General features: G+C 57.0%; 12 protein-coding genes. 8 read left to right on the forward strand and 4 right to left on the reverse strand.

Going from position 1 to position 25,356, the window contains the following annotated elements; translation table 11 throughout:
- Positions 1–207: 207 nt before the first annotated feature.
- The 4 genes from PLU01S_RS12995 to PLU01S_RS13010 are packed head-to-tail and all read left to right on the forward strand — an operon-like array spanning position 208 to position 9,249.
- The gene (locus PLU01S_RS12995; protein ID WP_074826616.1) at positions 208–1,488 is read left to right on the forward strand and encodes an MdtA/MuxA family multidrug efflux RND transporter periplasmic adaptor subunit; all 1,281 of its coding nucleotides are present in this window, start codon (positions 208–210) and stop codon (positions 1,486–1,488) included.
- A complete protein-coding gene (locus tag PLU01S_RS13000; RefSeq protein WP_074826614.1) occupies positions 1,485–4,628 on the forward strand; it encodes an MdtB/MuxB family multidrug efflux RND transporter permease subunit in 3,144 nt (1,047 codons plus the stop codon). The genes PLU01S_RS12995 and PLU01S_RS13000 overlap by 4 nt, the downstream gene beginning before the upstream one ends.
- Complete coding sequence (locus PLU01S_RS13005) at positions 4,625–7,753, forward strand: multidrug efflux RND transporter permease subunit (protein ID WP_074826611.1); 3,129 nt, start codon at positions 4,625–4,627, stop codon at positions 7,751–7,753. Before PLU01S_RS13000 ends, PLU01S_RS13005 begins: the two co-directional genes overlap by 4 nt.
- The gene (locus PLU01S_RS13010; protein ID WP_139208807.1) at positions 7,750–9,249 is read left to right on the forward strand and encodes an efflux transporter outer membrane subunit; all 1,500 of its coding nucleotides are present in this window, start codon (positions 7,750–7,752) and stop codon (positions 9,247–9,249) included. Before PLU01S_RS13005 ends, PLU01S_RS13010 begins: the two co-directional genes overlap by 4 nt.
- A 74-nt stretch (positions 9,250–9,323) precedes the next feature.
- On the opposite strand, the gene PLU01S_RS13015 is transcribed toward PLU01S_RS13010, so the two are convergent.
- From PLU01S_RS13015 to PLU01S_RS13030, 4 genes are all read right to left on the reverse strand, one after another.
- Entirely contained in the window at positions 9,324–10,715 is a 1,392-nt protein-coding gene (locus tag PLU01S_RS13015) for an efflux transporter outer membrane subunit (protein ID WP_074826607.1), read from the reverse strand.
- Positions 10,712–13,882: an efflux RND transporter permease subunit gene (locus PLU01S_RS13020; RefSeq protein WP_074826598.1), complete on the reverse strand. Its 3,171-nt coding sequence runs from the start codon at positions 13,880–13,882 to the stop codon at positions 10,712–10,714. Before PLU01S_RS13020 ends, PLU01S_RS13015 begins: the two co-directional genes overlap by 4 nt.
- 94 nt (positions 13,883–13,976) lie before the next feature.
- Positions 13,977–15,209: a multidrug efflux RND transporter periplasmic adaptor subunit MexE gene (gene mexE, locus PLU01S_RS13025; RefSeq protein WP_074826595.1), complete on the reverse strand. Its 1,233-nt coding sequence runs from the start codon at positions 15,207–15,209 to the stop codon at positions 13,977–13,979.
- 169 nt (positions 15,210–15,378) lie between these two features.
- Entirely contained in the window at positions 15,379–16,293 is a 915-nt protein-coding gene (locus tag PLU01S_RS13030) for a LysR family transcriptional regulator (protein WP_074826592.1), read from the reverse strand.
- A 179-nt stretch (positions 16,294–16,472) separates the two neighbouring features.
- Between PLU01S_RS13030 and PLU01S_RS13035 the strand changes: the two genes are divergently transcribed.
- The 4 genes from PLU01S_RS13035 (at position 16,473) to glgB (ending at position 25,350) form a co-directional block, all read left to right on the forward strand.
- Complete coding sequence (locus PLU01S_RS13035; protein ID WP_010798378.1) at positions 16,473–17,489, forward strand: zinc-dependent alcohol dehydrogenase family protein; 1,017 nt, start codon at positions 16,473–16,475, stop codon at positions 17,487–17,489.
- 278 nt (positions 17,490–17,767) lie between these two features.
- Entirely contained in the window at positions 17,768–19,771 is a 2,004-nt protein-coding gene (locus tag PLU01S_RS13040; protein ID WP_074826589.1) for an alpha-1,4-glucan--maltose-1-phosphate maltosyltransferase, read from the forward strand.
- 18 nt (positions 19,772–19,789) lie between these two features.
- Positions 19,790–23,122: a maltose alpha-D-glucosyltransferase gene (gene treS, locus PLU01S_RS13045; RefSeq protein WP_074826586.1), complete on the forward strand. Its 3,333-nt coding sequence runs from the start codon at positions 19,790–19,792 to the stop codon at positions 23,120–23,122.
- The gene (gene glgB, locus PLU01S_RS13050; protein ID WP_074826583.1) at positions 23,119–25,350 is read left to right on the forward strand and encodes a 1,4-alpha-glucan branching protein GlgB; all 2,232 of its coding nucleotides are present in this window, start codon (positions 23,119–23,121) and stop codon (positions 25,348–25,350) included. The genes treS and glgB overlap by 4 nt, the downstream gene beginning before the upstream one ends.
- Positions 25,351–25,356 lie beyond the last annotated feature (6 nt).

Consider the following 25,356-nt stretch of genomic DNA (forward strand, 5'->3'; position numbering starts at 1 on the left):
CTGATGCATGAAGTCGATGCGCTTCAAGATGTAACAAGGCAAGGCAGAATCCAACGTTCCGTCATACTCTTATGACATTCTGGCGGCAGTGTATTGCTTGCTGCTCCGCACCATTCAATCCTGTATGTAAACAACGCGTAAATCCGCTTGGCCTGATGAAGGCTGCGGCTTACCGTTATCTTTCCGAAACTTATTGCTGTGGCGTTCATGAGCGATTCCCTCAATTCCAAACGTTCTCGCTCCAAATTTCCTTTGTTGATTGCTGTTGTGGTGGTGGCGGTTGGCGCTGTAGCTGCATGGCATTTTCTAGGTAAATCACCCGAACAGGCGGGGCCTACCGGTCGTAACGCTGCTCAAACTGAGCAGAAAGGGCCGGCTGGAGCCGGACGCCGTGGTTCCATGGCTCCAACAGACATGATCGTGAGCACAGGAAAGGCCGAAAAAACGACGCTTTCGGTTTACCTCAATGCATTGGGCACGGTAACGGCCTACAACACGGTTGAAGTTCATGCCCGTGTCGACGGTCAGTTGGCCAAGGTACTGTTTACTGAAGGGCAGGAGGTGAAGGCCGGGGACGTACTGGCTGTCGTCGATCAGCGGCCTTATCAGGCGGCGCTGGCACAAGCCCAGGGCACCTTGCAGGAGAATCAGGCTCAGCTGAAGAATGCACAGATCGATCTGGAGCGTTATCGCCAGCTCTTCAAGGAAGACTCAGTAGCCAAGCAGACACTGGATACACAGCAGGCGCTGGTTGCTCAGTATCAGGGAACCGTCAAGAACAGCGAAGCGCAGGTAGCCGATGCCAGACTGAACCTGACCTTTACCGAAGTACGGGCTCCCATCAGCGGCCGGTTGGGTCTGCGTCAGGTGGACGTGGGTAATCTGGTGGCTAGCGGTGACACTACGCCGATCGTAACCATTACCCAAACCAAGCCTATTGCCCTGACATTCAGCCTGCCTGAGGATCAGCTCAGCACGGTGCGTCGCCAGATGGCGACCGGAAAGCCGCTGGCCGTAGAGGCATGGGACCGCGGGCGAAACAGGGTTCTGGCAACGGGTACGCTGGTAACGGTGGACAACCAGATCGATACCAGCACGGGCACGGTCAAGTTCAAGGCTCGCTTCGATAATCAGGATGAGTCTCTGTTTCCCAATCAGTTCGTTAATGTCCGCTTGCATGCGCTGGAGCTGAGCGATGTCATTGTCATTCCGATCTCGGCCATTCAACGTAACGACGAAGGGCCTTACGTCTTCGTCGTTGGCGAAGGCAATAAGGTTGCAACGCGCAAAGTCAGCCTGGGCGAGATACAGGGCGAGCAAGTAGAGGTCCGCTCAGGCCTGAATGCCGGTGAAACTGTTGTGACAGAAGGACTCGACCGCCTGCGTGACGGCCAGACAGTCAAGGTTACTCAGCCTATTACGGAAACTGCGCCCAAGTCAGATCCGGACGCCAATGAGGCCACGTTAGGCGGCGGAGCCGGTGAATGAACCCGTCTCGTCTTTTTATCCTTCGGCCGGTAGCGACCACCTTATTGATGGTCGCTGTTCTGCTGGCCGGTATTATTGCTTACCGGTTGTTGCCTGTAGCCTCGCTGCCAGAAGTTGATTATCCCACCATTCAGGTCAAGACCCTTTATCCGGGAGCCAGCCCTGAAATCATGAACTCAGGCGTGACCGCGCCGTTGGAGTCAGAATTAGGGGAGATTCCTGGGTTGGAGGAGATGTCTTCCACCAGCTCTGGAGGCGCCTCTGTCATAACGCTGCGGTTCAGTCTGGACAGTAATCTGGATGTGGCGGAGCAGGAAGTACAGGCGGCGATCAACTCCGCCAATAACCTGCTGCCCAACGACCTGCCGCAGCCGCCGATCTTTAGCAAAGTCAATCCGGCCGACACCCCGATTCTGACGTTGGCAGTCACCAGCAGCAGCCTGCCCTTGCCTAAGATTCAGGACTTGGTGGAAACCCGCCTGGCGCAGAAAATCGCTCAGGTCAGTGGCGTTGGTATGGTTAGCCTATCCGGCGGGCAGCGTCCTGCTGTTCGGATTCAGGCCAATCCTACTGCATTGGCGGCCTATGGTTTGAGTCTGGAAAATCTGCGGACCGCCATCGCTAACAACAACCAGAACGGGCCGAAGGGAAGCTTTGACGGACCGACACGCTCATCGACACTGGACGCGAATGATCAGTTGCAATCAGCCGATGAGTACAAAAACCTCGTCATTGCCTATCAGAACGGTGCGCCTGTACGGCTGAAAGACGTTGCGTTGGCAATCGATGGGGCTGAGAACAACAAGCTGGCTGCCTGGGCCAACGACACTCCTGCAGTCATTCTGAACGTTCAGCGGCAGCCCGGCGCCAATGTCATTCAGGTTGTGGATCAGATCAAGCGGCTACTGCCAACCCTGCAGGAGACCTTGCCGGAAAACCTGGATGTGATGGTGCTGACGGATCGCACAACCACTATCCGGGCATCGGTCCGTGATGTTCAGTTCGAACTGGTGCTGGCCATAGGACTGGTGGTCATGGTGACTTTCCTGTTTCTGCGCAACGTCTCGGCGACGCTGATTCCCAGCGTCGCTGTGCCGTTGTCGTTGGTCGGTACGTTTGGAGTCATGTACCTGGCTGGCTTTTCCATCAACAACCTGTCGTTGATGGCGCTGACGATCGCTACCGGCTTCGTCATTGACGATGCCATTGTCATGGTCGAAAACATTGCCCGCTATCTGGAGGAGGGAGAATCGCCACTTGAGGCTGCACTCAAAGGCTCAAAGCAGGTAGGTTTCACGATCATCTCGCTGACCTTCTCGCTGATCGCCGTACTGATCCCGCTTCTGTTCATGAGTGACATTGCCGGGCGGCTGTTCCGTGAGTTTGCCATTACGCTGGCTGTCTCCATTCTGATTTCCTGCGTGGTTTCGCTGACCCTTACGCCGATGCTCAGCGCGAAACTGTTGCGCCATGTGCCGGAAGACAAGCAGAGCGCATTCTCGCGCAAGGCCGGAGCCGTTATCGACGGGATGATCCATCGATACGCTACAGGTTTGCGCTGGGTTCTTCGGCATCAACCGCTAACACTGATGGTTGCCATCGGTACGCTGGTGCTGACCGCGGTGCTTTATCTCTTCATGCCGAAGGGGTTTTTCCCGCTTCAGGACACAGGCCTGATTCAGGGAATTTCCGAAGGCCCGCAAAGCATGTCCTTTGAAGGGATGGCCAAGCGGCAACAGGCGCTGGCTTCGATCATCATGCAGGACCCTGCGGTCGACAGTCTGTCATCATTTATCGGAGTTGATGGTGATAATCCGACCCTCAATACCGGGCGCATGTTGATCAACTTAAAGCCTCATGATGCCCGAGATGTATCTGCCTCGGAGATCATTACACGCCTTCAGGACCAGATGGCCGATCCGCCTGACATGAAGCTTTATCTGCAGCCGGTACAGGATCTAACGGTGGAAGATCAGGTTAGTCGTACGCAATACCAGTTCCGTCTGGTCGACTCGAGCCTGGAAACGCTCAAGACTTGGGTTCCAAAGCTGGTCGAGCATTTGCAGACGCTACCGCAGCTGACGGAAGTCGCCAGTGACTTGCAACCGCGCGGCCTGCAGGCCTATATCAGCGTTGATCGGGATAACGCGTCTCGGCTGGGCGTGAGCCTGAGCGATGTTGACAGCGCATTGTACAATGCGTTTGGTCAGCGCCTGGTTTCAACTATCTTCACTCAGTCCAACCAGTACCGGGTCGTACTGGAAGTGGGGCCGCAGTTCCAGCTGGGACCGCAGGCGCTGACGCAGATCTACGTGCCAAGCTCCACGACGACCACTACCAACGGCACGACCACTACAACCAGTGGGCAGGTGCCGCTATCGGCCATCGCCCATGTAGAGGAACGCAATACCCTTCTAGCGATCAACCATGCCGGGCAGCTACCTGCCGCGACAGTTTCCTTCAACTTGGCCAAAGGTGTATCGCTGGGTGAGGCTGTGGAAGCGATCCGTCAGGCGGAGCAGGATCTCAAGATGCCGGCAACTGTTGATACCCATTTCCAGGGTGCAGCGCTGGCGTTCGAGTCTTCCCTGTCGAGCACGCTACTGCTGATTCTGGCCGCAGTGGTCACCATGTACATTGTGCTGGGAATTCTTTATGAGAGCTTTATCCATCCCGTCACGATTCTATCGACGCTGCCTTCGGCCGGGGTAGGAGCGTTGCTGGCACTCTGGATTGCTGGGCAGGACATCGGCATGGTGGCCATCATCGGCATCATTCTCCTGATCGGTATCGTCAAGAAGAACGCCATCATGATGATCGACTTTGCCCTTGAAGCTGAGCGGGAAGAGGGTAAAACACCAGAGGAGGCTATCTACCAAGCCTGTCTGCTGCGCTTCCGGCCGATCCTGATGACTACCATGGCTGCCTTGCTGGGCGCCTTGCCATTGATGTTGGCCAGCGGTGCAGGCGCCGAGCTGCGCCAGCCGCTGGGTATTGCGATGGTAGGCGGTCTTCTGGTTAGCCAGCTGCTGACCTTGTTTACCACTCCGGTCATTTACCTGGCGTTTGGCCGGTTAGCCACACGATTCAACCGCTGGCGCTATCGGCATAACCTGGATTTCTCCGGGGAAATCCGATGAATTTTTCGGCACTGTTCATTCGGCGACCGGTTGCGACTTTGTTGTTGACGCTGGCTATCGTGCTATCCGGTTGGCTGTCTTTCGGTTTGCTGCCAGTTGCACCGTTACCACAGGTGGATTTTCCTACCATTGTGGTCAGCGGCACTCTGGCAGGAGCCAGTCCCGAGACCATGGCCTCTTCAGTGGCTACACCTCTGGAACGCTCATTGGGACGTATTTCGGGCATTACTGAAATGACGTCCACCAGCTCTCAGGGCAGTACCACCATCATCATCCAGTTCGATCTGGATAAGAACATCGACGGTGCCGCGCGTGAGGTTCAGGCTGCCATCAATGCGGCGGTGCCTTCGTTGCCCACGGGAATGCCCAGCAATCCGACCTACCGTAAGATCAATCCGGCCGATATGCCTATCATGGTATTGGCGCTCACGTCGGATAAGCTGGACAAGGGTAAGCTTTATGATCTGGCATCCAATACGGTCGCCCTCAAACTGGCCTCGGCCAAAGGGGTCGGTCAGGTCAGCGTAGGCGGCAGTTCGTCGCCTGCCGTGCGGATCGATCTGAACCCGGATGCGCTCAACCAATACGGCTTGTCTCTAGACGATGTTCGTACCGCGATCAATGCGGCCAATTCCAATTCGCCTAAAGGCGCATTTGAGTACGGCGATCTGCATTGGCAAATCGACGCCAATTCCCGGTTGAACAAGGCGAGTGACTATCGACCGCTCATCATTCGCACCCGTAATGGTCAAGTGGCGCGCCTGGACGATGTAGCCACCATTACCGATTCAGTCGAAGACACCCGCAACCTTGGTTTCTCCAATAATTCTCCGGCGGTGCTCATTCTGATTTCACGGCAGGCCGGCGCCAATATCATTGAAACCATCGACGGTATCCGGGAGCAGTTGCCAACGCTACAGGAGACATTGGGCAAGGACGTCACGCTGAGCATCATGGATGACCGTAGCCCCGGCATTCGCGATTCGCTGCATGAAGCCGAGTTTACGCTGATCATTTCCATCGCCCTGGTCATTCTGGTGGTATACCTGTTCCTGCGGGACATTCGTGCGACATTGATCCCCAGCATTGCCGTACCAATCTCTCTGGTGGTCACCTTTGCGGTGATGTATCTGTGCGGGTTTTCGCTCAATAACCTGTCGCTCATGGCGTTGATCGTCTGTACCGGATTTGTAGTCGACGATGCCATTGTGGTGGTGGAGTATATTGCCCGCCGGATCGAAGAGGGCGAGAAACCCTATCAGGCCGCATTATTGGGTGCGCGCGAGGTAGGGTTCACGGTTCTTTCCATGAGCCTGTCGCTGGTGGCGGTCTTTCTGCCGATTCTGTTGCTGACGGGCATTATTGGTCGCCTGTTCCGCGAGTTTGCGGTGACGCTATCGGTTGCCGTTCTGGTGTCGATGGTCGTATCGCTGACGCTTACGCCGATGCTGTGCGCCAGGCTTCTCAGGGCGCACCGGCCCCGCAAGGAAACGCCTGTAGAGCAAAAGACGAGTCGTCTGGTTGCAGCAATGTCCCGGTATTATCGGGCAAGCCTTGCCTGGGCGTTGGATCACTCGCTTCTCATGCTGTTGATTCTGATCGCCACGATTGCGCTCAACTTTTACCTGTATGCCGTAGTACCCAAGGGTTTTCTGCCGGATCAGGATACCGGCCGCCTGCGTGGCTATGCCGTGGCGGATCAGGGAATCTCCTTCAGTGGAATGCAGAGCAAGATGGAGGCTTATCGGAAAGTGCTCATGGCCGATCCGGCGGTCGACAATGTGCTGGGTTTTACCGGAGGCCGAGGGCCTGGCGGCTCATCCACCAATAGCGGGTCGTTTTTCATTACGCTCAAGGATATCTCCCAGCGCGATCCAGTCGAGACCGTCGCCATGCGGCTGCGCAAAGCCGCGGCAGCTCAGGTGCCTGGTGCCAACCTCTTCCTGGTGGCGTCACAAGACTTTCGCGCCGGAGGGCGGGAAGGAAATGGTGCTTATCAATTCACGGTCAAAAGTGACGACCTGGAGCTTTTGCGTACCTGGAATCCACGGATCGAGGCTGCTCTTCGAAAGGTCTCGCAGATCATTTCTGTGAACAGCGATTCGCAGGACAAGGGGGTTGAGCTATCGCTGGACATCGACCGAGACACGGCCAGCCGGTACGGCGTCGACATTCAGATGATTAATGCCGTCTTGAACAACTCGTTCTCGCAGCGGCAAATCTCGACCATGTATGAAGACCGCAACCAGTACCACGTTGTGCTGGGTGTGGGTGATCAGTACAGGCAGAGTGTGGACGTCTTGAGCCAGGTGTATGTGGTCACCAGCGAGGGTAATCGTGTCCCGCTTTCCAGCTTCACTCGTTATCGGTTCAGTAACGCTCCGCTGCGGGTTGCCCATGACGGTCAGTTTGCCGCGTCGACGTTTTTCTTCGATCTCGCGCCTGATGTAAGTATCAGTCAGGCCAGGGATGCGATCCGTGACGCGATCAAACCGTTGAAGCTGCCGATTGGATTACAGACGGCGTTTGCGGGAAATGCCAGCATGGCGCAGCAGTCCCAGAGCGCTATGCCCCTGATTATTGTGGCTGCCCTGGTTGCGGTGTATATCGTGCTGGGTATGTTGTATGAAAGCTATATTCATCCACTGACGATTCTGTCGACGCTGCCTTCGGCGGGCGTTGGAGCTTTGCTGGCGCTGCAGCTCTTCAATACGCCGTTCACCTTGATCGCACTTATTGGCGTAATCCTCCTCATCGGGATCGTCAAGAAGAATGCCATCATGATTGTGGACTCTGCGCTGGATGCCGAGCGGCGTCTGGGGCTGGCGCCTCGCGAGGCGATTTTGGATGGCTGCGTCAGACGTTTCCGACCAATCATGATGACCACGCTGGCTGCAGTGCTTGGCGCCTTGCCCTTGCTTCTGGGCATGGGCGGTGATGCGCCGCTGCGTCGGCCGCTGGGGATCACTATCATTGGTGGCTTGATTGGCAGTCAGTTGCTGACGTTATATACCACTCCCGTTATCTACCTGTATCTGGACCGTCTGCGACACTGGTTTAACCGCCGTTGGGCGGGACGCCGAGCAGGCTCGCGCACGCATGCGCCCATGGAGAAATCATCATGATGTCGTTTTCAGCTCGTCCCCATTACCTGGGACTTGCCCTTGCCTTAGCCGTGGGTGGCTGCACAGTGGGACCAGATTACCAGCGACCCCAGGTCACTACGCCCATCGCATTTAAGCATGCTGAAGGTTGGCAGATGGCCAAGCCCAGCGATGCCATCAAGCGGGGGCAATGGTGGGAGGTGTATGGAGACAGCACCCTTGATGGTCTGATGCAGCGCCTGGAGAACTCCAACCAGACACTGGCCCAGTATGAAGCCCAGTATCGCCAGGCACGCGCTCTGGTACGCCAAGCACGCGCCTCCTTCCTTCCCGCGGTAACCGGAAGCGCTGGTGCAACACGCTCGGGGCAGGGCGGTGGAAGCAGTTCGAGTTATCAGTATCAGACGTCAACAGGAACGACCGTCACATTGCCACAAGGCACCAGCAGCGCCACTACTTCCAACAGCTACACCACCAGTCTTGGTGTCAGCTGGGAGCTTGACCTGTGGGGAAGCATTCGCCGCAGCGTGGAATCCCAAACAGGATCGGCGCAAGCCAGCGTGGCCGAGTTGGCCTCTACCAAGTTGAGTCTGCAATCGGAGCTGGCACAGAACTATTTGCAATTGAGGGTTCTGGATGCCCAGCAACGGCTCCTGGATGCTACGGTGCAGGCCTATGAGCGGTCACTACGGGTCACCGAAAACCAGTATCGCGCCGGTATGACTACGCGTTCGGACGTTGCCCAGGCTACGACCCAGCTCAAAAGTACCCAGGCGGATGCCATTGACCTCAAGTACCAGCGTGCGCAGCTGGAAAATGCGATTGCTGTGTTGATTGGTGTCCCGCCATCTGAGTTCAGTCTGGCGGCAGTAGAGACAGTACCGACCGTGCCCGGCATCCCTGCCAGCGTGCCGTCCGAGCTGTTGCAGCGTCGTCCGGATATTGCTCAGGCTGAGCGGCAGGTAATGGCTGCCAATGCCCAGATCGGTGTTGCCAAGGCGGCATATTACCCGACGCTTTCCCTGACAGCCTCGGGCGGTTATCGAAACAGCCAGTGGGGTAATCTGGTCAGCACCCCTAACCGTTATTGGTCCATCGGGCCAGCGTTCGATCTGACATTGTTTGACTTCGGCGCACGCCGTGCACAGGTCGAGCAGGCCGAAGCATCTTATGATCAGACTGTTGCCCAATATCGTCAGGCGGTACTCAACGGTTTCAAGGAGGTCGAAGATTACCTGGTTGAGCTGGACGTTCTTAATCAGGAATCCGGTGTAAGGCAGGAGGCACTGGATTCGGCGCGGGAGTCGCTGCGTCTGGCAGAAAATCAGTACCGTGCAGGTCTGATCGATTATCTGGACGTAGTAACGCTGCAAACCACGGCATTAAACAACGAACGCACCAACCTGACGCTGTTGGGTAGTCGTCTGGTTACCAGCGTTCAGTTGATTGCTGCAATGGGTGGTGGCTGGAATGCCGTTGAGCTTCAGCAGGATCCGCTCGCCAGGAGTGAGCCGTAACAAGAAAAAGCCCGCGGCCCAAGGAGCAGGGAAAGCCGCGGGCCAGGGCGACATCGTCGCCCCTAACCGAAGGATCAGGCGTTGGGGATCTCCCAACCGCCGCCTAGTGATTTATAGATCGCTACAATGCCTTGGTAGAGTTCGACTTCCGCTTGGGCCTGGGCGTCTTCCGCCGCCAGTCGCTCGCGCTCTGCATCCAGCAATACCAGGAAGTCCGACCCGCCTTCGCGGTAGCGGATCGCTGCCTGCTCGGCTGCTGCGCGGCTGGCTTCGGACTGGCGAATCAGTGCAACCAGGCGCTCCTGGCGTTTACCATAGTCGCTAAAGGCATTGGCACTTTCTTCAAGGGCAAGCAGCACTTGCTGTTCATAGTTGGCCAGGGCGCCTTCGGCATCTGCCTTGGCCCCACGCAGGCGTGCGCGAACGCTACCTAAGTCAAAGGCTGGCCAGCTTAAGGTAGGACCCAGGCCCCATGCGCGGGCGGCCGAAGAGCCGATCTCGGAACCCCGCCCCGCGGTGAACCCTAGAAAGCCGCTCAGGCTAACTTGCGGGAAAAGATCTGCAGTAGCTACACCGACATTCGCGGTTGCGGCTGCCAGCTGACGTTCGGCTGCCTGGATATCCGGGCGGCGGCGCAACAGCTCGGCCGGGTCACCAATGGGAAGCGCCTTGGCAATTGCAGGCACTGGCTTGGGTGAAAGGTCAATGCTCATCGCATCAGGCCGTTCGCCTATCAGGGTCGCTATCCGATTCTTTGCCCGCGCCGCTTCTGCCTGGAGTTGCGGCAGAGTCGCCTCGGTAGCCGCAAGGCGTGCATCAGCCCGCAAGACATCCAGCTGGCTGCCTACGCCTGCTTCATCCAGGGTTTGGGTCAATTGCCGGGAGGCTCGCTGATTCTTCAGGTTTTCCTGCGCAATATGCTCGCGCAGCTGGGCACCGCGGAGCGTGCCATAGGCGTCTACCAGTTCTGCAATCAGGCTGACCTGCAGTTGATTGAGTTCTGCCTGCGCGGCGTCTGCCTGAGCATCGCTGGCTTCCAGTTGATGCTGGATCCGGCCGAAGAGATCAATCTCCCAGGCCATGTCTAATCCAAGATCATAACGCTCATTGTTTGTACGCTTATCGGTGAAGCCCGGCTGCTGCGCCTTGCCGATCTCGCTACTAGCGCGACTGGTCACAACAGGAAAGCGGTCATTGGCCGTATCATCACGCAGGGCACGAGCCGAGCGCAGTCGGGCATAGGCCACGCGAAGCTCCCGGTTGCCAGAAATCGAGCGCGCCACCAGCTGATTAAGGGTGGGGTCCTCGAATTGTTGCCACCACTGTGCCTCGAAACGGGAGTGATCATATTGGCTGCCCGCCGCGGTCTGCAGATGAGCCGGTTCGGTTTGCGGCGCCTGATAAGTCGGACCGACCGCACAGGCACTCAAGGCAAGGGCCAATAGACTTGGAACGAAGATTTTCATGACAGCACCTCCTGTGCGGCGATACGGCGCTCAGCACGACGCTCTACGAACGCACGGATCAGCACATAGAACAATGGAGTCAGTAGCAGGCCAAAGAAGGTCACACCCAGCATGCCGGAGAACACCGCAACGCCCATGGCATGACGCATCTCGGCACCTGCACCGGTAGACGTCACCAGCGGCACCACGCCCATGATGAAGGCAAAGCTGGTCATCAGGATCGGGCGTAGACGCAACCGGCATGCTTCCAGTACGGCGGCCACACGGTCCATGCCTTCTTCCTGTTTATCCTTGGCGAACTCCACGATCAGAATTGCGTTTTTGCAGGCCAGGCCAACCAAGACGATCAGGCCGATCTGGGTAAAGATGTTGTTATCACTCCCGGACAGAATGACCCCTGTGATAGCGCACAGAAGCGTCATTGGTACGATGAGAATAACGGCAAGCGGCAGGCTCCAGCTTTCGTACTGGGCAGCAAGCACCAGGAAGGCCAGCAGCACGCACAGCGGGAAGACCAGGAAGGCCGTGTTGCCCGACAGGATTTGCTGGTAGGTCAGCTCGGTCCACTCGTAGGTCATGCCATTGGGCAACTCTTCCTTCATGAGTTTTTCCAGCGCGGCCTGTGCCTGGCCCGAGCTGTAACCGGGTGCCGGGGCGCCGTTGATTTCGGCTGTGATAAACCCGTTGTAGTGCATCACGCGGTCGGGGCCTGCGCTATCACTTACCTTCACGAAGGTAGACAGCGGCACCATCTCGCCCAGGTTGTTACGTACCTTCAGCTGGCCGATCTGGTCGGCTTCAAGGCGGAACTGCTGATCGGCTTGTACGTTGACCTGGAAGGTACGGCCAAAGCGGTTGAAGTCGTTGGCATACAGCGAGCCCAGATAAACCTGTAGCGTATCGAAGATATCGCTGATCGCAACGCCATGAGTTTTGGCTTTCTCACGATCAATATCGGCATCGATTTGCGGAACGTTGACCTGGTAACTGGAGAACAGGCCTGCCAGTTCCGGCACGCTCTGGCTTTTCGCAATGATGTTCTGCGTTTGGGCGAACAGCTCGTTATAGCCCAGGTTGCCTCGATCCTCGATTTGCACACGGAAACCGCCGATGCTACCCAGGCCCTGAACCGGCGGAGGCGGGAAGATCGCGATGATCGAATCCTGAATAGAACTGAACTTGCCGTTGAGTGCACCTGCAATCGCGTTGGCTGACAGACTCGGGTCCTTACGCTCTTCGAAGGGCTTGAGTGTCACGAAAACAATGCCGCTGTTGGGGCTGTTGGTAAACCCATTGATGGAGAGTCCCGGGAACGCCACGGTGCTTTCCACGCCCGGATACTTGAGCGCGATATCGGACATCCGCTTGATGACGTCTTCGGTACGATCCAGCGTAGAAGCGTCAGGCAGCTGCGCAAAGGCGACCAGATACTGCTTGTCCTGCTGCGGCACGAAACCTGTAGGCGTGTTCGTCAGCCCAAACACCGTCAGCGCCATCAGACCGGCATAGACCACCAGCGCAATCGAGCCGCGGCGAAGCACACGTGCAACCACGCCTACATAGCCGTGACTGGCGCGTTCGAACATACGGTTGAATGGCGCGAACAGCCAGCTGCCCAGCAGGCGATCCAGCAAGCGCGAAAAACGGTCCTTGGGAGCATCGTGTCCCTTGAGCAGGACGGCTGCCAGTGCAGGGGAGAGCGTAAGCGAGTTGAAGGCTGAGATGACCGTTGAAATAGCAATGGTCAGGGCGAACTGTCGATAGAACTGTCCCGTCAATCCGGAAATAAAGGCGGTGGGTACAAACACAGCGCACAGCACTAGCGCGGTAGCGATGATAGGACCAGTTACTTCCCGCATCGCTCGCTGGGTTGCGGCAACCGGAGAGAGGCCCAGCCCAATGTTCCGTTCGACGTTTTCCACGACCACGATGGCATCGTCCACCACAATCCCAATAGCTAATACCAGCCCGAAAAGAGACAGTGCGTTCAGTGAAAACCCGAACAAGTGCATCAAGGCGAACGTGCCGATCAGCGAAACCGGAACGGCTGCCAGCGGGATGATAGAGGCGCGCCAGGTTTGCAGGAACAGCACCACAACCAGCACAACCAGCACAATGGCTTCAAAAAGGGTATGCACAACCGCTTCGATGGAGCCACGGACGAAGATCGTAGGGTCATAAACGATGGAGTAGTCCATACCCTGAGGGAAGCTCTTCTTCAGGTCAGCCATTCTCGCCCGCACCTGATTGGACAGGTCGATTGCGTTGGAGCCTGGACGCTGGAAGATCGGTATGGCGACGGCTGGTTTGTTGTTCAGCAGTGAACGCAGGGCGTACTGGTTCGAGCCCAATTCAACGCGCGCAATGTCCTTCACGCGGGTGATTTCACCATTTGCGCCGGCTCGAACGATGATGTTTTCGAACTCTTCCTCATTGACCAGGCGGCCTTGGGTGTTGATAGCCAGCTGGAAGCTGTTCGCGTTGGGCGCGGGCGGGGCGCCCAGAGAGCCTGCCGCAACCTGACGGTTTTGTTCGCGAATGGCGTTGACAACATCTGTTGCCGTCAGGCCACGGGAGGCCACCTTGTTCGGGTCAAGCCACACACGCAGGGAATACTCGCCCATGCCGAACAGCTGGACATCACCCACACCGTCCAGGCGGGACAGCTCGTCCTTAATGTTGATCAGCGCATAGTTGGACAGGTACAGCATGTCGTAGCGCTCATCGGGCGAGGTAAGGTGCACCACCATGGCCAGATCCGGTGAGGCTTTGTCAGCGGTTACACCAAGACGCTGCACTTCTTCAGGCAGCTTGGGCAGGGTGCGGGTGACACGGTTCTGCACCTGTACCTGCGCTGTATCCAGATCTGTGCCCAAGGCAAACGTAATGGTCAGCTTCATCTTGCCGTCGGCAGTGGCCTGGGACGACATATAGAGCATGTGCTCGACGCCGTTCATGGCTTGCTCCAGCGGGGCTGCCACGGTCTCGCCGATAACTTTGGGGTTGGCGCCCGGGAAGGTAGCGTTAACCACTACTGTGGGCGGCACGACTTCCGGGTATTCACTGATAGGAAGTTGAAAGAGCGAGACGGCTCCGCCGATCAGGATAATCAGCGAGAGAACGGCCGCGAAAATGGGACGCTTAATGAAGAACTGTGAGAAGTTCATCGGACCATTCCTTTGTAAACGCGAGCAACAGGGCACCGTCGCTCTCCTGGTAGAAGAGCGAGGCGCATGGGCTTGGCGGCAGGGTTAGACGGTGTTAGCGACGCGTATCGTTGGCAGTAAGCTGAATCGGCTTGTCCGGCAGAGGCAGGCTTTTCGCTACCAGCTCGCGCTGATGCTTGAGTGCAGCCAGGGTAGCCTCGTCAGCCATGGGTACGATCTGAGCATCTGCCTGGGAGCCCGGACGGATGCGTTGCAGGCCATTGATGATGACCTTGTCATTGCTGGCCAGACCTGTACGGACGATCCGCAGCCCTTCGATTTTCGGACCCAGTTCAACCGAGCGGTAATCCACGGTGCCGTCGTCTTTGACTACCAGCACGTATTTTTTGCCCAGATCAGTACCTACAGCCTCATCCTTGATGAGCATCGCGTTATAGGTACCGCTGCCAACCAGCTTCAGCCTTGCATAGAGCCCGGGAGTAAACTGGCCATCAGTGTTTTCGAATACGGCCCGTCCACGAATGGTGCCTGTACGGGGATCAACCTGGTTATCAAGAAAGTTCATCTTGCCTAGGTGAGGGTGGCCGGTTTCGCTGGAAAGCCCCATAAAGACCGGACTGGTTTCGCCCCGCACACCTTGGCGTTTCAAGTCGGAATACTTGAGGAAAACACGTTCATCAGCATCGAAATAGGCATACACCTTGTCGGTGGATACCAGCGTGGTGAGCTGGCTTTCCCCAGCATTTACCAGGTTACCCGCGGTGACCTCGGCCCGGCCAACGCGACCTGTAATGGGGGCGGTAACTTGAGTAAAGCTCAGGTTCAGACGAGCTGCGTCCAGTTCGGCTTGCGTAGCGGCAAGCGTCGCCTTGGCTTCCAATGCGTCGCTGGTGCGGGCATCCGCTACTTCGGCAGAGATCGCATTGCTTGAGCGCAAGCGCTCGCCACGTTGTGCTTCATTCTGAGCCCGATCCAGATGAGCCTTGGCCTGTTGCAGCTGCGCTTCCAGACGCTTCACTTCGGCCTGGAAGGGGCGGGGGTCGATCTGGAAAAGCAGGTCGCCTTTCTTAACTAAGGTGCCTTCCTGAAAGACAACCCGATCGATATAGCCCGAAACGCGCGGACGAATGATGACAGACTCGGGCGCTTCGAGGCGGCCGGTAACCTCATCCCATTCCGTGATCGGTTGTTGAATGACCTGAGCGGCGCTGACCTTGGGCTTTGCTGGTGCTGTGGCCGACGCATCAGGCTTGTTGTCGCAGGCACTGAGCAATAGAACGCTGGCTAATGCCAGAGAAGATCGCCAGAGAGTGGAAGACTGTTCCATGTTCGTTTCCGCCGGACAAAGTGAGGAAAATTTAAGTACGGCGGAGTCTGGCTCAAGGGTCTGACACGATCGAATCGAACACTCTGAATTTAACTATCGATCAAAATGATAAAAGCCTTCAAATGTATCGATAGCAGACTATTTTTAGCTATGTAATACCAGCCCATAACTATAAACTGTCTGGATCTCCCACAAACATTTGTATACGAGAGCGTAACCAGCGTTCGGCAGGATCGTTATCGTGCACACCGCTCCAGGCCATGGAGAGTTCAAAGGATTGCACCTCTAGAGGTGGGTCCTCAATGCGCAAGCCGCCATTGGAAGCCAATACCTGGGCGGTGTAGTCAGGGACGGTAGCTAGCAGGTCCGTATTGGTCAGCAGTGTTCCCAGACCGTTGAACTGGGGGACTGCCAGCACGACGCGCCTCTGCTTGCCCAGCGTGGCCAGCGCATCATCGATAAAGCCACTCAGGTCTCCAGCAGGCGATACCAGAGCATGAGGGCGAGCACAAAAGTCGTCCAAGGTCAGCGTGCCGGGAATGGAATCGGCCCGAAGCACTTTTGAGCGCGAGCGCCGCAAGGTCTTGCGTTTGGCATTGGCGGGCAGCTCGGAGGTGTAGGCAACGCCTACAGTTATCTCGCCGGAGGCCAGTTGGCTGGAAATGTTCAGGTAGTTGGTTCGGCGTATGACCAAGGCTACTCCGGGTGCCTCTGCGCGAAGGCGCCTGAGCAGGGGCGGCAGCAGGGCAAACTCGACGTCGTCCGACAGTCCTATTCTGAATACGCGATCGGCGCTTGCCGGTTCGAAATTCTGTGCGCGGCTCATGGCCGAGGAGATTGAGTCCAGGGCTGGTGAAAGCAGGCCGAAGATCTCCATGGCACGGGGTGTAGGTTCCATCGTACGGCCGGTGCGGACCAGCAATGGATCGTCAAACAGGCTGCGCAGACGGGCAAGGGCGGCGCTGATGGCAGGCTGGCCCAGGAAGAGCTTTTCAGCAGCGCGGGTTACGCTCCGCTCCCGCATCAATGTCTCGAACACAATCAACAGGTTGAGGTCTACTCGGCGAAGATCGTTGCGATTCATGGTATGCCCTTAACCGTGGCCATGCATTTGTTCGAGCGCATGAGACTGTAGTGAGTCGAGGGCGGCGTCAAGCCTTGCATCACTGACATTCATGACAACTATCGATACGGGCGGGTAGCGTTGAGGCGCCAGCTTGGATACAGTCCGTAGCCATACGGAATCCACCAAAGAGGTTTGCGATGTCCCGTGTGATTCGCTTTCACCAGTTCGGCAGTGCTGATGTCCTGTGCTGCGAAAACCAACCCACTCCTGAGCCTGGTGCAGGGGAAGTACTGGTGCGTGTACAGGCGCTGGGCGTATGTTGGGGCGACGTGCTCTGGCGGCAGAACCTGGCCGATGAGCCTGCCACATTGCCGGCTGGGTTTGGTTCTGAGCTGGCGGGTGAGGTTGTGTCCGTGGGCGAGGGCGTCCGCCATTTCCAACCAGGCATGCGAGTGGCCAGCTTTCCTGCGCACTCGATCAACCAGTATCCGGCCAGTGGTGACATGGTGCTGATGCCCCAGCAGGCATTGACCGAATACCCTGATACGCTGACGCCGGCTGAAGCGGCAGTTCATTATGCCGGTCTGCTGCTGGCCTATTTTGCCCTGGTAGACCTGGCTCAGCTCAAGGCCGGACAGCAGGTACTGGTTACCGAAGCCAGCAACTGCGTAGGCCCGGCGGTGGTTCAGCTGGCGACCGCCTTGGGTGCACAGGTGATCGCGGCTACCAGCGAGTCGGAAAACCGTGCACTGCTCAAAGGGCTGGGTGCTGTGAAGGTCGTATCGACCGATGAGCAGGATCTGGTGCTGGAAGTAGAGCGTTTTACCGAGAGTCGCGGCGTTGAGGTTGTACTGGATGCGCTATGTGGTCCGCAGCTGTCCCGCCTGGGTGATATTGCCGCGACACGGGGCAAGCTGATCATTTACGGGATGGGTGGCGGTAACGAGGCGTCCTTTCCGGCTTGCGCTGCGTTCAAGAAGCACCTGCAGATTTTCCGGCATAGCGTCCTGGATTTTACAGGTCATCCAGAGCTTGGCCTGGAGCCCCATGCCGAGGCGGTACAACGGGCGCTGACGGTGATCAATCAAATGACCCGGGATGGTCTGCTCAAGCCCATCGTTGCGCATACGCTGCCGTTTGACCAGTTCGTGGAAGCCCATCGGCTTGTAGAAAACGAATGCCTCAAGGGGCGGGTCGTCTTGACCGTTGAGTAAGTAGACGGGCAGTGCGCCTGCAATGCGTTGCCCGACACGCCTGATTTCTTCCCCCCGCCTGTGCTGCAGCCGAGTCAACCGTTCGGCTGCTTGCAACTTATCTCCATCAATAGCCTGAACTTTTCCCTTAGGCGTCGGCTCAGTATTTCATACCTATTGGGCTCAGCGCGGTAGAGGTTATGACCCTCCGCCGCACCCGCCACAAGGCATCGAAGGATGTTCCGATCGCCGGAAGCTGGGCATGAGCCAGCCAACAGCACTTTAAGGAGTCAGGCTCGATGTCGAATACCGATCTCCCCGGTTCACTCGCTTATCTACCTTATGACCCGGAAACGGCGTCGCAAACACCGAGAATTGCCATCGAGTCGGTCAGTCCGACAGTGGATAACGGACAATTCGCTGCCAAGGGCATCGCCGGCCAGCCCATTACCGTAAAGACCACCATTTTCGCAGACGGGCACGACAAGCTGGCCGCCTGCGTACTGTGGCGCGTGGAGGGTGCTGAAGACTGGCAGCGAGTACCGCTGGAGCTTCAAACCAATGACCTCTGGCTGTGCGAGTTCACGCCGGTACAGGTGGCTCGACATGAATTTGTCGTTCAAGCGTGGTGGGATGTGTACGGCAGTTACCGCTACGAGCTTGAAAAGAAATATGGCGCTGGTGTGCCGATCGGACTTGAGTTACAGGAAGGACGCATCCATCTGGAGCAGGCCCTGACTCGTGCGGATGACGAGGTGCGGCCCGGTCTGGAATCCTTGCTGGTACGGTTCGATCAGTGCGCTACCGAAGGTGACAAGGTGGCTTTGTTGCTTAGCTCGGAAACTGAGCGCAACATGCGCGACGCAGATGCCTATCCGCATCTGACCCACAGCGTCGAGTACCCGTTGGACATTGAGCGCCTCAAGGCACAATTCGCCAGCTGGTATGAACTCTTTCCCCGCTCGATCACTAATGACCCACAGCGTCACGGCACCTTTCGCGATGTAATCGGTGAGCTGCCTCGTGTACGTGACATGGGCTTCGATGTCCTGTACTTCCCACCGATCCATCCGATCGGTCTCGCCCACCGCAAGGGCAAGAACAATACCCTGGGTGCGGGCCCTGATCAGCCTGGCAGCCCTTATGCCATTGGTAGTCCCGATGGTGGCCATGATGCCGTACATCCGCAACTCGGAACGCTTGAAGATTTCCGTGCGCTGGTTGCCGCAGCGGCTGATCATGGTCTTGAAATCGCACTCGACTTTGCCATCCAATGTTCACCTGATCATCCCTGGCTCAAGGAGCATCCGGGCTGGTTCTCCTGGCGTCCTGATGGCTCCATGCGCTACGCGGAAAACCCGCCCAAAAAGTACCAGGACATCGTCAACGTCGATTTTTATGCCAAGGATTCCGTCCCGGACCTCTGGCTCGCGCTGCGTGATGTGGTCTGGCATTGGGTGGAGCAGGGCGTCAAGATTTTCCGGGTCGATAACCCCCACACCAAGCCATTGCCGTTCTGGGAATGGCTGATTGCGGATATCCGTGGCCGTGACCCAGAAGTCATGTTCCTGGCCGAGGCCTTTACCAAGCCAGCGATGATGGCGCGTTTGGGCAAAGTCGGATATTCGCAGAGCTATACCTATTTTACCTGGCGCAATACAAAGGCTGAGCTGACGGAATATTTCACACAGCTCAATAGTTCGCCCTGGCGCGAATGCTATCGGCCCAACTTCTTTGTTAACACGCCGGACATCAATCCGGTTTTCCTACAGACCAGTGGGCGTCCAGGGTTTTTGATTCGCGCAGCGCTGGCCACCATGGGGTCGGGCCTGTGGGGCATGTATTCAGGTTTTGAGTTGTGTGAAGGCACGCCGCTAACGCCCGGCAAGGAAGAATATCTGGATTCCGAGAAGTACGAGTTGCGCCCCCGCAACTGGTATGCGCCGGGCAACATCATGGCGGAAGTTGCACAGCTCAACCGGATCCGCAAGCAGAACCCTGCTCTCCAGACACATCTGGGGATCAAGTTCTACAACGTGTTCAATGACAACATCATCCTGTTCGGCAAGTACACGCCTGATCTCAGCAATTTCGTACTAGTGGCAATCAATCTTGATCCCCATAACGCCCAGGAAGGCCACTTTGAACTCCCCTTGTGGGAATTCGGACTCGACGATAATGCATCCATGCATGGCGAAGACCTCATGACCGGCCACCGCTGGACATGGCACGGGAAAACACAATGGACGCGTCTCGATCCTTCCATGCCATTTGGCATATGGCGTATCCGCCCGGCCATCTAGGCCAAAGGAAGACTATAAATGGCGAAACCAAAGAAAACGCGCTCGCGCAAACCAGCGGCCTTTATCAATGACCCGTTGTGGTACAAGGATGCGGTCATCTATCAGGTTCACGTGAAGTCGTTTTACGATTCCAACAACGACGGAATCGGTGACTTTCCTGGCCTGATCGATAAGCTCGACTACATTGCTGGCCTGGGCGTCAACACCATTTGGATACTGCCGTTCTACCCGTCGCCGCGCCGCGATGACGGGTACGATATCTCCGAATACCGTGGAGTGCATCCGGATTACGGCACCATGGCGGATGCCAGGCGCTTTATTGCCGAGGCGCACAAAAGGGGATTGCGGGTCATCACTGAGCTGGTAATCAACCATACCTCTAGCGATCACCCTTGGTTTCAGCGTGCACGCAAGGCGAAGAAAGGGTCTTCGGCGCGTAACTTTTATGTCTGGTCAGATGATGACAAGAAGTACGATGGTACGCGGATCATCTTTCTGGATACCGAAAAGTCCAACTGGACGTGGGATCCTGTCGCTGAGCAGTATTACTGGCACCGATTCTACTCGCACCAGCCTGACTTGAACTTTGATAACCCTCAGGTCATGAAAGCGGTGATCTCGATCATGCGCTACTGGCTAGACATGGGCGTCGATGGCTTGCGTCTGGATGCCATTCCCTATCTGGTGGAGCGTGACGGCACCAATAACGAAAACCTGCCCGAAACCCATGCGGTACTCAAACAGATTCGTGCCGAGATCGATGCGAATTACCCGGACCGGATGTTGCTGGCGGAAGCCAATCAGTGGCCGGAAGATACGCAGCAGTACTTTGGCGAAGGTGACGAGTGCCACATGGCGTTCCACTTTCCGCTGATGCCTCGCATGTATATGGCTATTGCCCAGGAAGACCGCTTTCCTATCAGCGATATCCTGCGTCAGACCCCTGAAATTCCAGCGAACTGTCAATGGTCGATCTTTTTGCGCAACCACGACGAACTGACGCTTGAAATGGTGACTGACCGGGAACGGGATTATCTGTGGAATTTTTACGCCTCGGACCGACGTGCGCGCATCAATCTGGGGATTCGCCGTCGCCTGGCACCGCTGCTCGAGCGGGATCGTCGGCGGATCGAACTGCTCAATAGCCTGCTTCTCTCCATGCCAGGTACGCCTACGATGTACTACGGCGATGAAATCGGCATGGGCGACAATATCCACCTAGGCGACCGAGACGGCGTACGTACGCCGATGCAATGGTCGGTCGACCGCAATGGTGGCTTCTCCCGTGCCGACCCGGCCAGCCTCGTGCTACCGGTGGTAATGGACCCGCTATATGGCTATCAGTCGATCAACGTAGAGTCACAGGCGCGCGATCCTCATTCGCTGCTGAACTGGACGCGCCGCATGCTGGCCGTGCGCAAGCAACAGAAAGCCTTTGGTCGCGGCACCATGAAGATGCTCCGGCCAACCAACCGCCGTATTCTGGCGTATTTGCGTGACTACACCACGCCCGAAGGCGAGCACGAGACCATTCTCTGTGTTGCCAACGTGTCGCGTGCTGCCCAGGCCGTCGAACTGGATCTGTCATCCATGGCAGGCAAGGTGCCCGTGGAAATGCTGGGAGGCAGTGCCTTTCCGCCCATTGGCCAACTGCCTTACATGCTGACACTTCAGCCGTACGGATTTTATTGGTTCTACCTCGCAGGCAATGAACAGATGCCTGCGTGGCACTCCGAGCCTCCAGAAACCATGCCTGACTTCCAAACGCTCGTCATCAAAAAGAATCTGCAAGAGTTGCTCAGCGGTACGCCGCGCAAGGCTCTTGAGCAGGAAATCCTGCCGCTGTACCTGCCCAAGCGCCGCTGGTTCGGCAGCAAGGACGAGGCGATCCAGCAGGTCACTCTCATGTACGCTGTGGAAATTCCAACGCCGAAATTCCCCGTGCTGTTCATGGAAGTCTGCGTGAAAAATGCCAAGGGGCAGGAACATTATGCTTTGCCGTTGGGCTTCCTGGCCGAGAGTGACCAGCATTGCAGTCCGTTGGCTACCCAGTTGGCGATGTCCCGCATTCGCCATGTTCGCAACGTAGGTCTGGTTACCGATGCCTTTACACTGACCAGCTTTGTGCATGGGGTGTTTAAGGCCTTCAAGGATCAGGCCGTACTGAAATCGCCTGCAGGTGAAATCCGCTTCCAGCCGTACATGGATGTCGAGAACTTCACTACAACCGATGAAACTGAAATTCGGCACATGGGTGTAGAGCAGTCCAACAGTTCGCTCATTGTAGGCGACAAGTACATGCTCAAGCTGATCCGGAAGGTAGCTACAGGTATTCATCCTGAAGTCGAAATGGGTCGGTTCCTGACGGACAAAGGCTTTGCCAACATGGCGCCCTTGCTGGGTGAGGTAACACGCTACAACGAAGAGGGCACACCCAATGTGCTCATGCTGGTGCAGCCTCAGATCCATAACCAGGGGGATGCCTGGAAGTGGACGCTGGACAAGCTGGACCAGGTAACCCGTGACATGTTGGAGGCAGGGCTGTCAGAGGTGGAGAACGAGTTCACTGCCATGTCCGATCTGGAAAACTTTGCCGCCATTCTGGGGCAGCGCCTGGGTGAAATGCACACCTTGCTTGCCCAGGACACCGATGACGCTGCGTTTGCACCCGAGAAGATCGATGCAGACTCCGCGCGTACGTTTGCTCACCGTGTACGGGAGCAGGTTGACGCTGCTCTGGATACGCTTGAGAACAAGCGCGCCTCCCTGGATAGCGCCAGCACCCAGCACCTCGACAAATTGGTATCTCAGCGCAAAGAGCTTGGCGAGCGCATTGAAGCCCTTGCCGAAGACGTAGCGGGTGGCCTGCGCATCCGTGTTCACGGAGATTTGCACCTTGGGCAAGTCCTGGTGTCTCAGGACGATGCCTACCTGATTGACTTTGAAGGTGAGCCTGCCCGTTCGCTGGACGAGCGTCGTGCCAAGTATGGTCCGCACAAGGACGTGGCAGGTCTGCTGCGATCCTTTGACTATGCGGCGGCCATGATCACCATGAGCAGTAACAGTGGTGCCGATACGTCGGAAGAGGCAATGCGTCAACGGCTACAGGCAGCAGAGACCTATCGCACAACGGCTTACGCGGCCTTCCTCAAGGCTTATCGTGAGGCTGCTGCCGGTATCGCCCATGAGTGGAGCGAGCGTGGTGAGCAGGCAGCGCTGGATCTCTATACGCTAGAGAAAGCCGTTTATGAAATTGGTTATGAAGCGGCCAATCGGCCTAACTGGATCAACATTCCGCTGCGCGGCGTAGCCGCCATTGTGGATTCGCTCATTTCGGGAGCAAAAGGATGACTCAAGCCGTAGCACCCCAGAACCACCAACCAGACTACGCCCAGCTATCTGCTCCAGAGGCGGACGCGCTGGCTCGCGGAGAACATGGCAACCCGTTTGCCATCTTGGGGCCTCACCCGGATGGTACCGGGTTTCTGGTTCGTGCCTTTTTACCCAATGCGCTGGGTGTCGAGCTGGTCGAGCGTGAGAGCGGTCGCCACTTGGCCCATATGGAAGCCGGGCAGATTCCCGGGCTGTTTTATGCCCGCCTGGACTATCAGGCAACGTATTTCTTCAGGATCCGCTGGCCCAGTGGCGTACAGGAGACAGAAGACCCTTACAGCTTTGGTACGCTGTTGGGCGATGTCGATATCTACCTAATCAATGAGGGTAAGCATCGTCAGCTGGGCCAATGCCTGGGTGCTCAAGCGATGACGATCGATGGTGTTCAGGGTGTACGCTTTGCTGTGTGGGCACCCAATGCACGTCGGGTTTCCGTAGTGGGTAACTTCAACACCTGGGACGGTCGCCGTCACCCAATGCGCCTACGGCACGGGGCAGGGGTATGGGAATTGTTTATCCCCCGTATCAAGCCGGGTGACTCATACAAGTACGAAATCCTTGGCCAGCATGGGTTATTGCCCCTAAAAGCTGACCCAGTCGCCTTGGCAACGGAGCTACCCCCGTGCACCGCCTCGGTAGTGGCTGATCCGGCTCCGTTCGAATGGCATGATGATGATTGGATGGCGCAGCGCAAGGAGCGCCAGTCTGTTCATGCGCCGTTCTCGGTATATGAGCTGCACTCTACCTCGTGGCGTCGTGACGGTGGCGACGATGGTCGTATCTTGAATTGGCGGGAGCTAGCTGAACAGCTGATTCCCTATATTCAGGAGATGGGCTTTACCCATATCGAGCTATTGCCTGTGATGGAGCACCCGTTCAGTGGATCATGGGGCTATCAGCCACTGTCGCAGTTCGCTCCAACCTCTCGTCATGGCACGCCGGCTGATTTCGCCGCCTTCGTAGATGCCTGCCATCAGGCGCACATCGGTGTGATTCTCGACTGGGTGCCTGCGCATTTCCCGACGGATCCCCATGGACTGGCGCGTTTCGACGGTACAGCACTCTATGAGTACGAGCATCCTTTCGAAGGTTTCCATCAGGATTGGAACACTTACATCTATAACCTTGGGCGCAATGAAGTACACGGATTCATGCTGTCGTCTGCGCTGCATTGGCTCAAGCATTTCCATATAGACGGCCTGCGTGTGGATGCGGTCGCATCCATGCTGTACCGCGATTATTCCCGCAAGCAGGGCGAGTGGATTCCCAATAAATATGGCGGCCGCGAGAACCTCGAGACAATCGATTTTCTCCGCCATTTGAACGATGTGGTGCATGAAGAAGCGCCCGGTGCGTTGATGATTGCAGAGGAGTCCACCGCATGGCCTGGTGTCAGCAAGCCTACCTCCGAGGGCGGTCTTGGGTTCTCCTACAAGTGGAACATGGGCTGGATGCATGACACGCTTCATTACATCGAGCGTGATCCGATCTACCGCCGTTACGACCATCACAACATGACCTTCGGTATGGTATACGCCTATTCCGAGCGTTTTGTTCTTCCCATTTCCCATGATGAAGTCGTGCATGGCAAAGGGTCTTTGCTGAACAAGATGCCCGGTGACAATTGGCAGAAGTTTGCCAACCTGCGTGCGTACCTGTCCTTTATGTGGACGCATCCGGGCAAGAAGCTCCTGTTCATGGGGTCCGAGATCGGTCAATGGCGTGAATGGAGCCACGACCGCGAACTGGACTGGTTCCTGCTGCAGCATCAGAACCACCAGGGTGTACAAAAGCTGGTAGCGGATCTGAACCGGTTATACCGGGCAGAGCCCATGCTGCACGAGCATGACTGCGAACCGGAAGGTTTCCAGTGGCTGGTAGGTGATGATTCTGCCAACAGCGTATTTGCCTGGCTGCGTTTCGACTCACAGAAGCGGCCCCTGCTGGTTGTTGGAAACTTCACGCCCGTTCCCCGTAGCGATTATCGGATAGGCGTTCCCGAAGGGGGGCAATGGCTGGAGCTCTTCAATAGCGACAGCGATATTTATGGTGGGAGTGGGTTCGGCAATAGCGGTGCCGTCATGGCCGACGAAACCTCCAGCCATGGCCAGCCAGCCTCTTTGAATCTGAAGTTGCCGCCATTGGGCGTTGTTATCCTGAGACCTGGCACCCGGCCCGAGCATTGATCGGGA

The sequence above is a fragment of the Pseudomonas luteola NBRC 103146 genome (assembly GCF_002091675.1).
GTDB classification, from domain to species: Bacteria; Pseudomonadota; Gammaproteobacteria; order Pseudomonadales; family Pseudomonadaceae; genus Chryseomonas; species Chryseomonas luteola.

Coding starts and splice junctions, on each gene's coding strand:
- PLU01S_RS12995 (WP_074826616.1), top strand. CDS start 208: ATGAGCGATTCCCTCAATTCCAAACGTTCTCGCTCCAAATTTCCTTTG.
- PLU01S_RS13000 (WP_074826614.1), top strand. CDS start 1,485: ATGAACCCGTCTCGTCTTTTTATCCTTCGGCCGGTAGCGACCACCTTA.
- PLU01S_RS13005 (WP_074826611.1), top strand. CDS start 4,625: ATGAATTTTTCGGCACTGTTCATTCGGCGACCGGTTGCGACTTTGTTG.
- PLU01S_RS13010 (WP_139208807.1), top strand. CDS start 7,750: ATGATGTCGTTTTCAGCTCGTCCCCATTACCTGGGACTTGCCCTTGCC.
- PLU01S_RS13015 (WP_074826607.1), bottom strand. CDS start 10,715: ATGAAAATCTTCGTTCCAAGTCTATTGGCCCTTGCCTTGAGTGCCTGT.
- PLU01S_RS13020 (WP_074826598.1), bottom strand. CDS start 13,882: ATGAACTTCTCACAGTTCTTCATTAAGCGTCCCATTTTCGCGGCCGTT.
- mexE (WP_074826595.1), bottom strand. CDS start 15,209: ATGGAACAGTCTTCCACTCTCTGGCGATCTTCTCTGGCATTAGCCAGC.
- PLU01S_RS13030 (WP_074826592.1), bottom strand. CDS start 16,293: ATGAATCGCAACGATCTTCGCCGAGTAGACCTCAACCTGTTGATTGTG.
- PLU01S_RS13035 (WP_010798378.1), top strand. CDS start 16,473: ATGTCCCGTGTGATTCGCTTTCACCAGTTCGGCAGTGCTGATGTCCTG.
- PLU01S_RS13040 (WP_074826589.1), top strand. CDS start 17,768: ATGTCGAATACCGATCTCCCCGGTTCACTCGCTTATCTACCTTATGAC.
- treS (WP_074826586.1), top strand. CDS start 19,790: ATGGCGAAACCAAAGAAAACGCGCTCGCGCAAACCAGCGGCCTTTATC.
- glgB (WP_074826583.1), top strand. CDS start 23,119: ATGACTCAAGCCGTAGCACCCCAGAACCACCAACCAGACTACGCCCAG.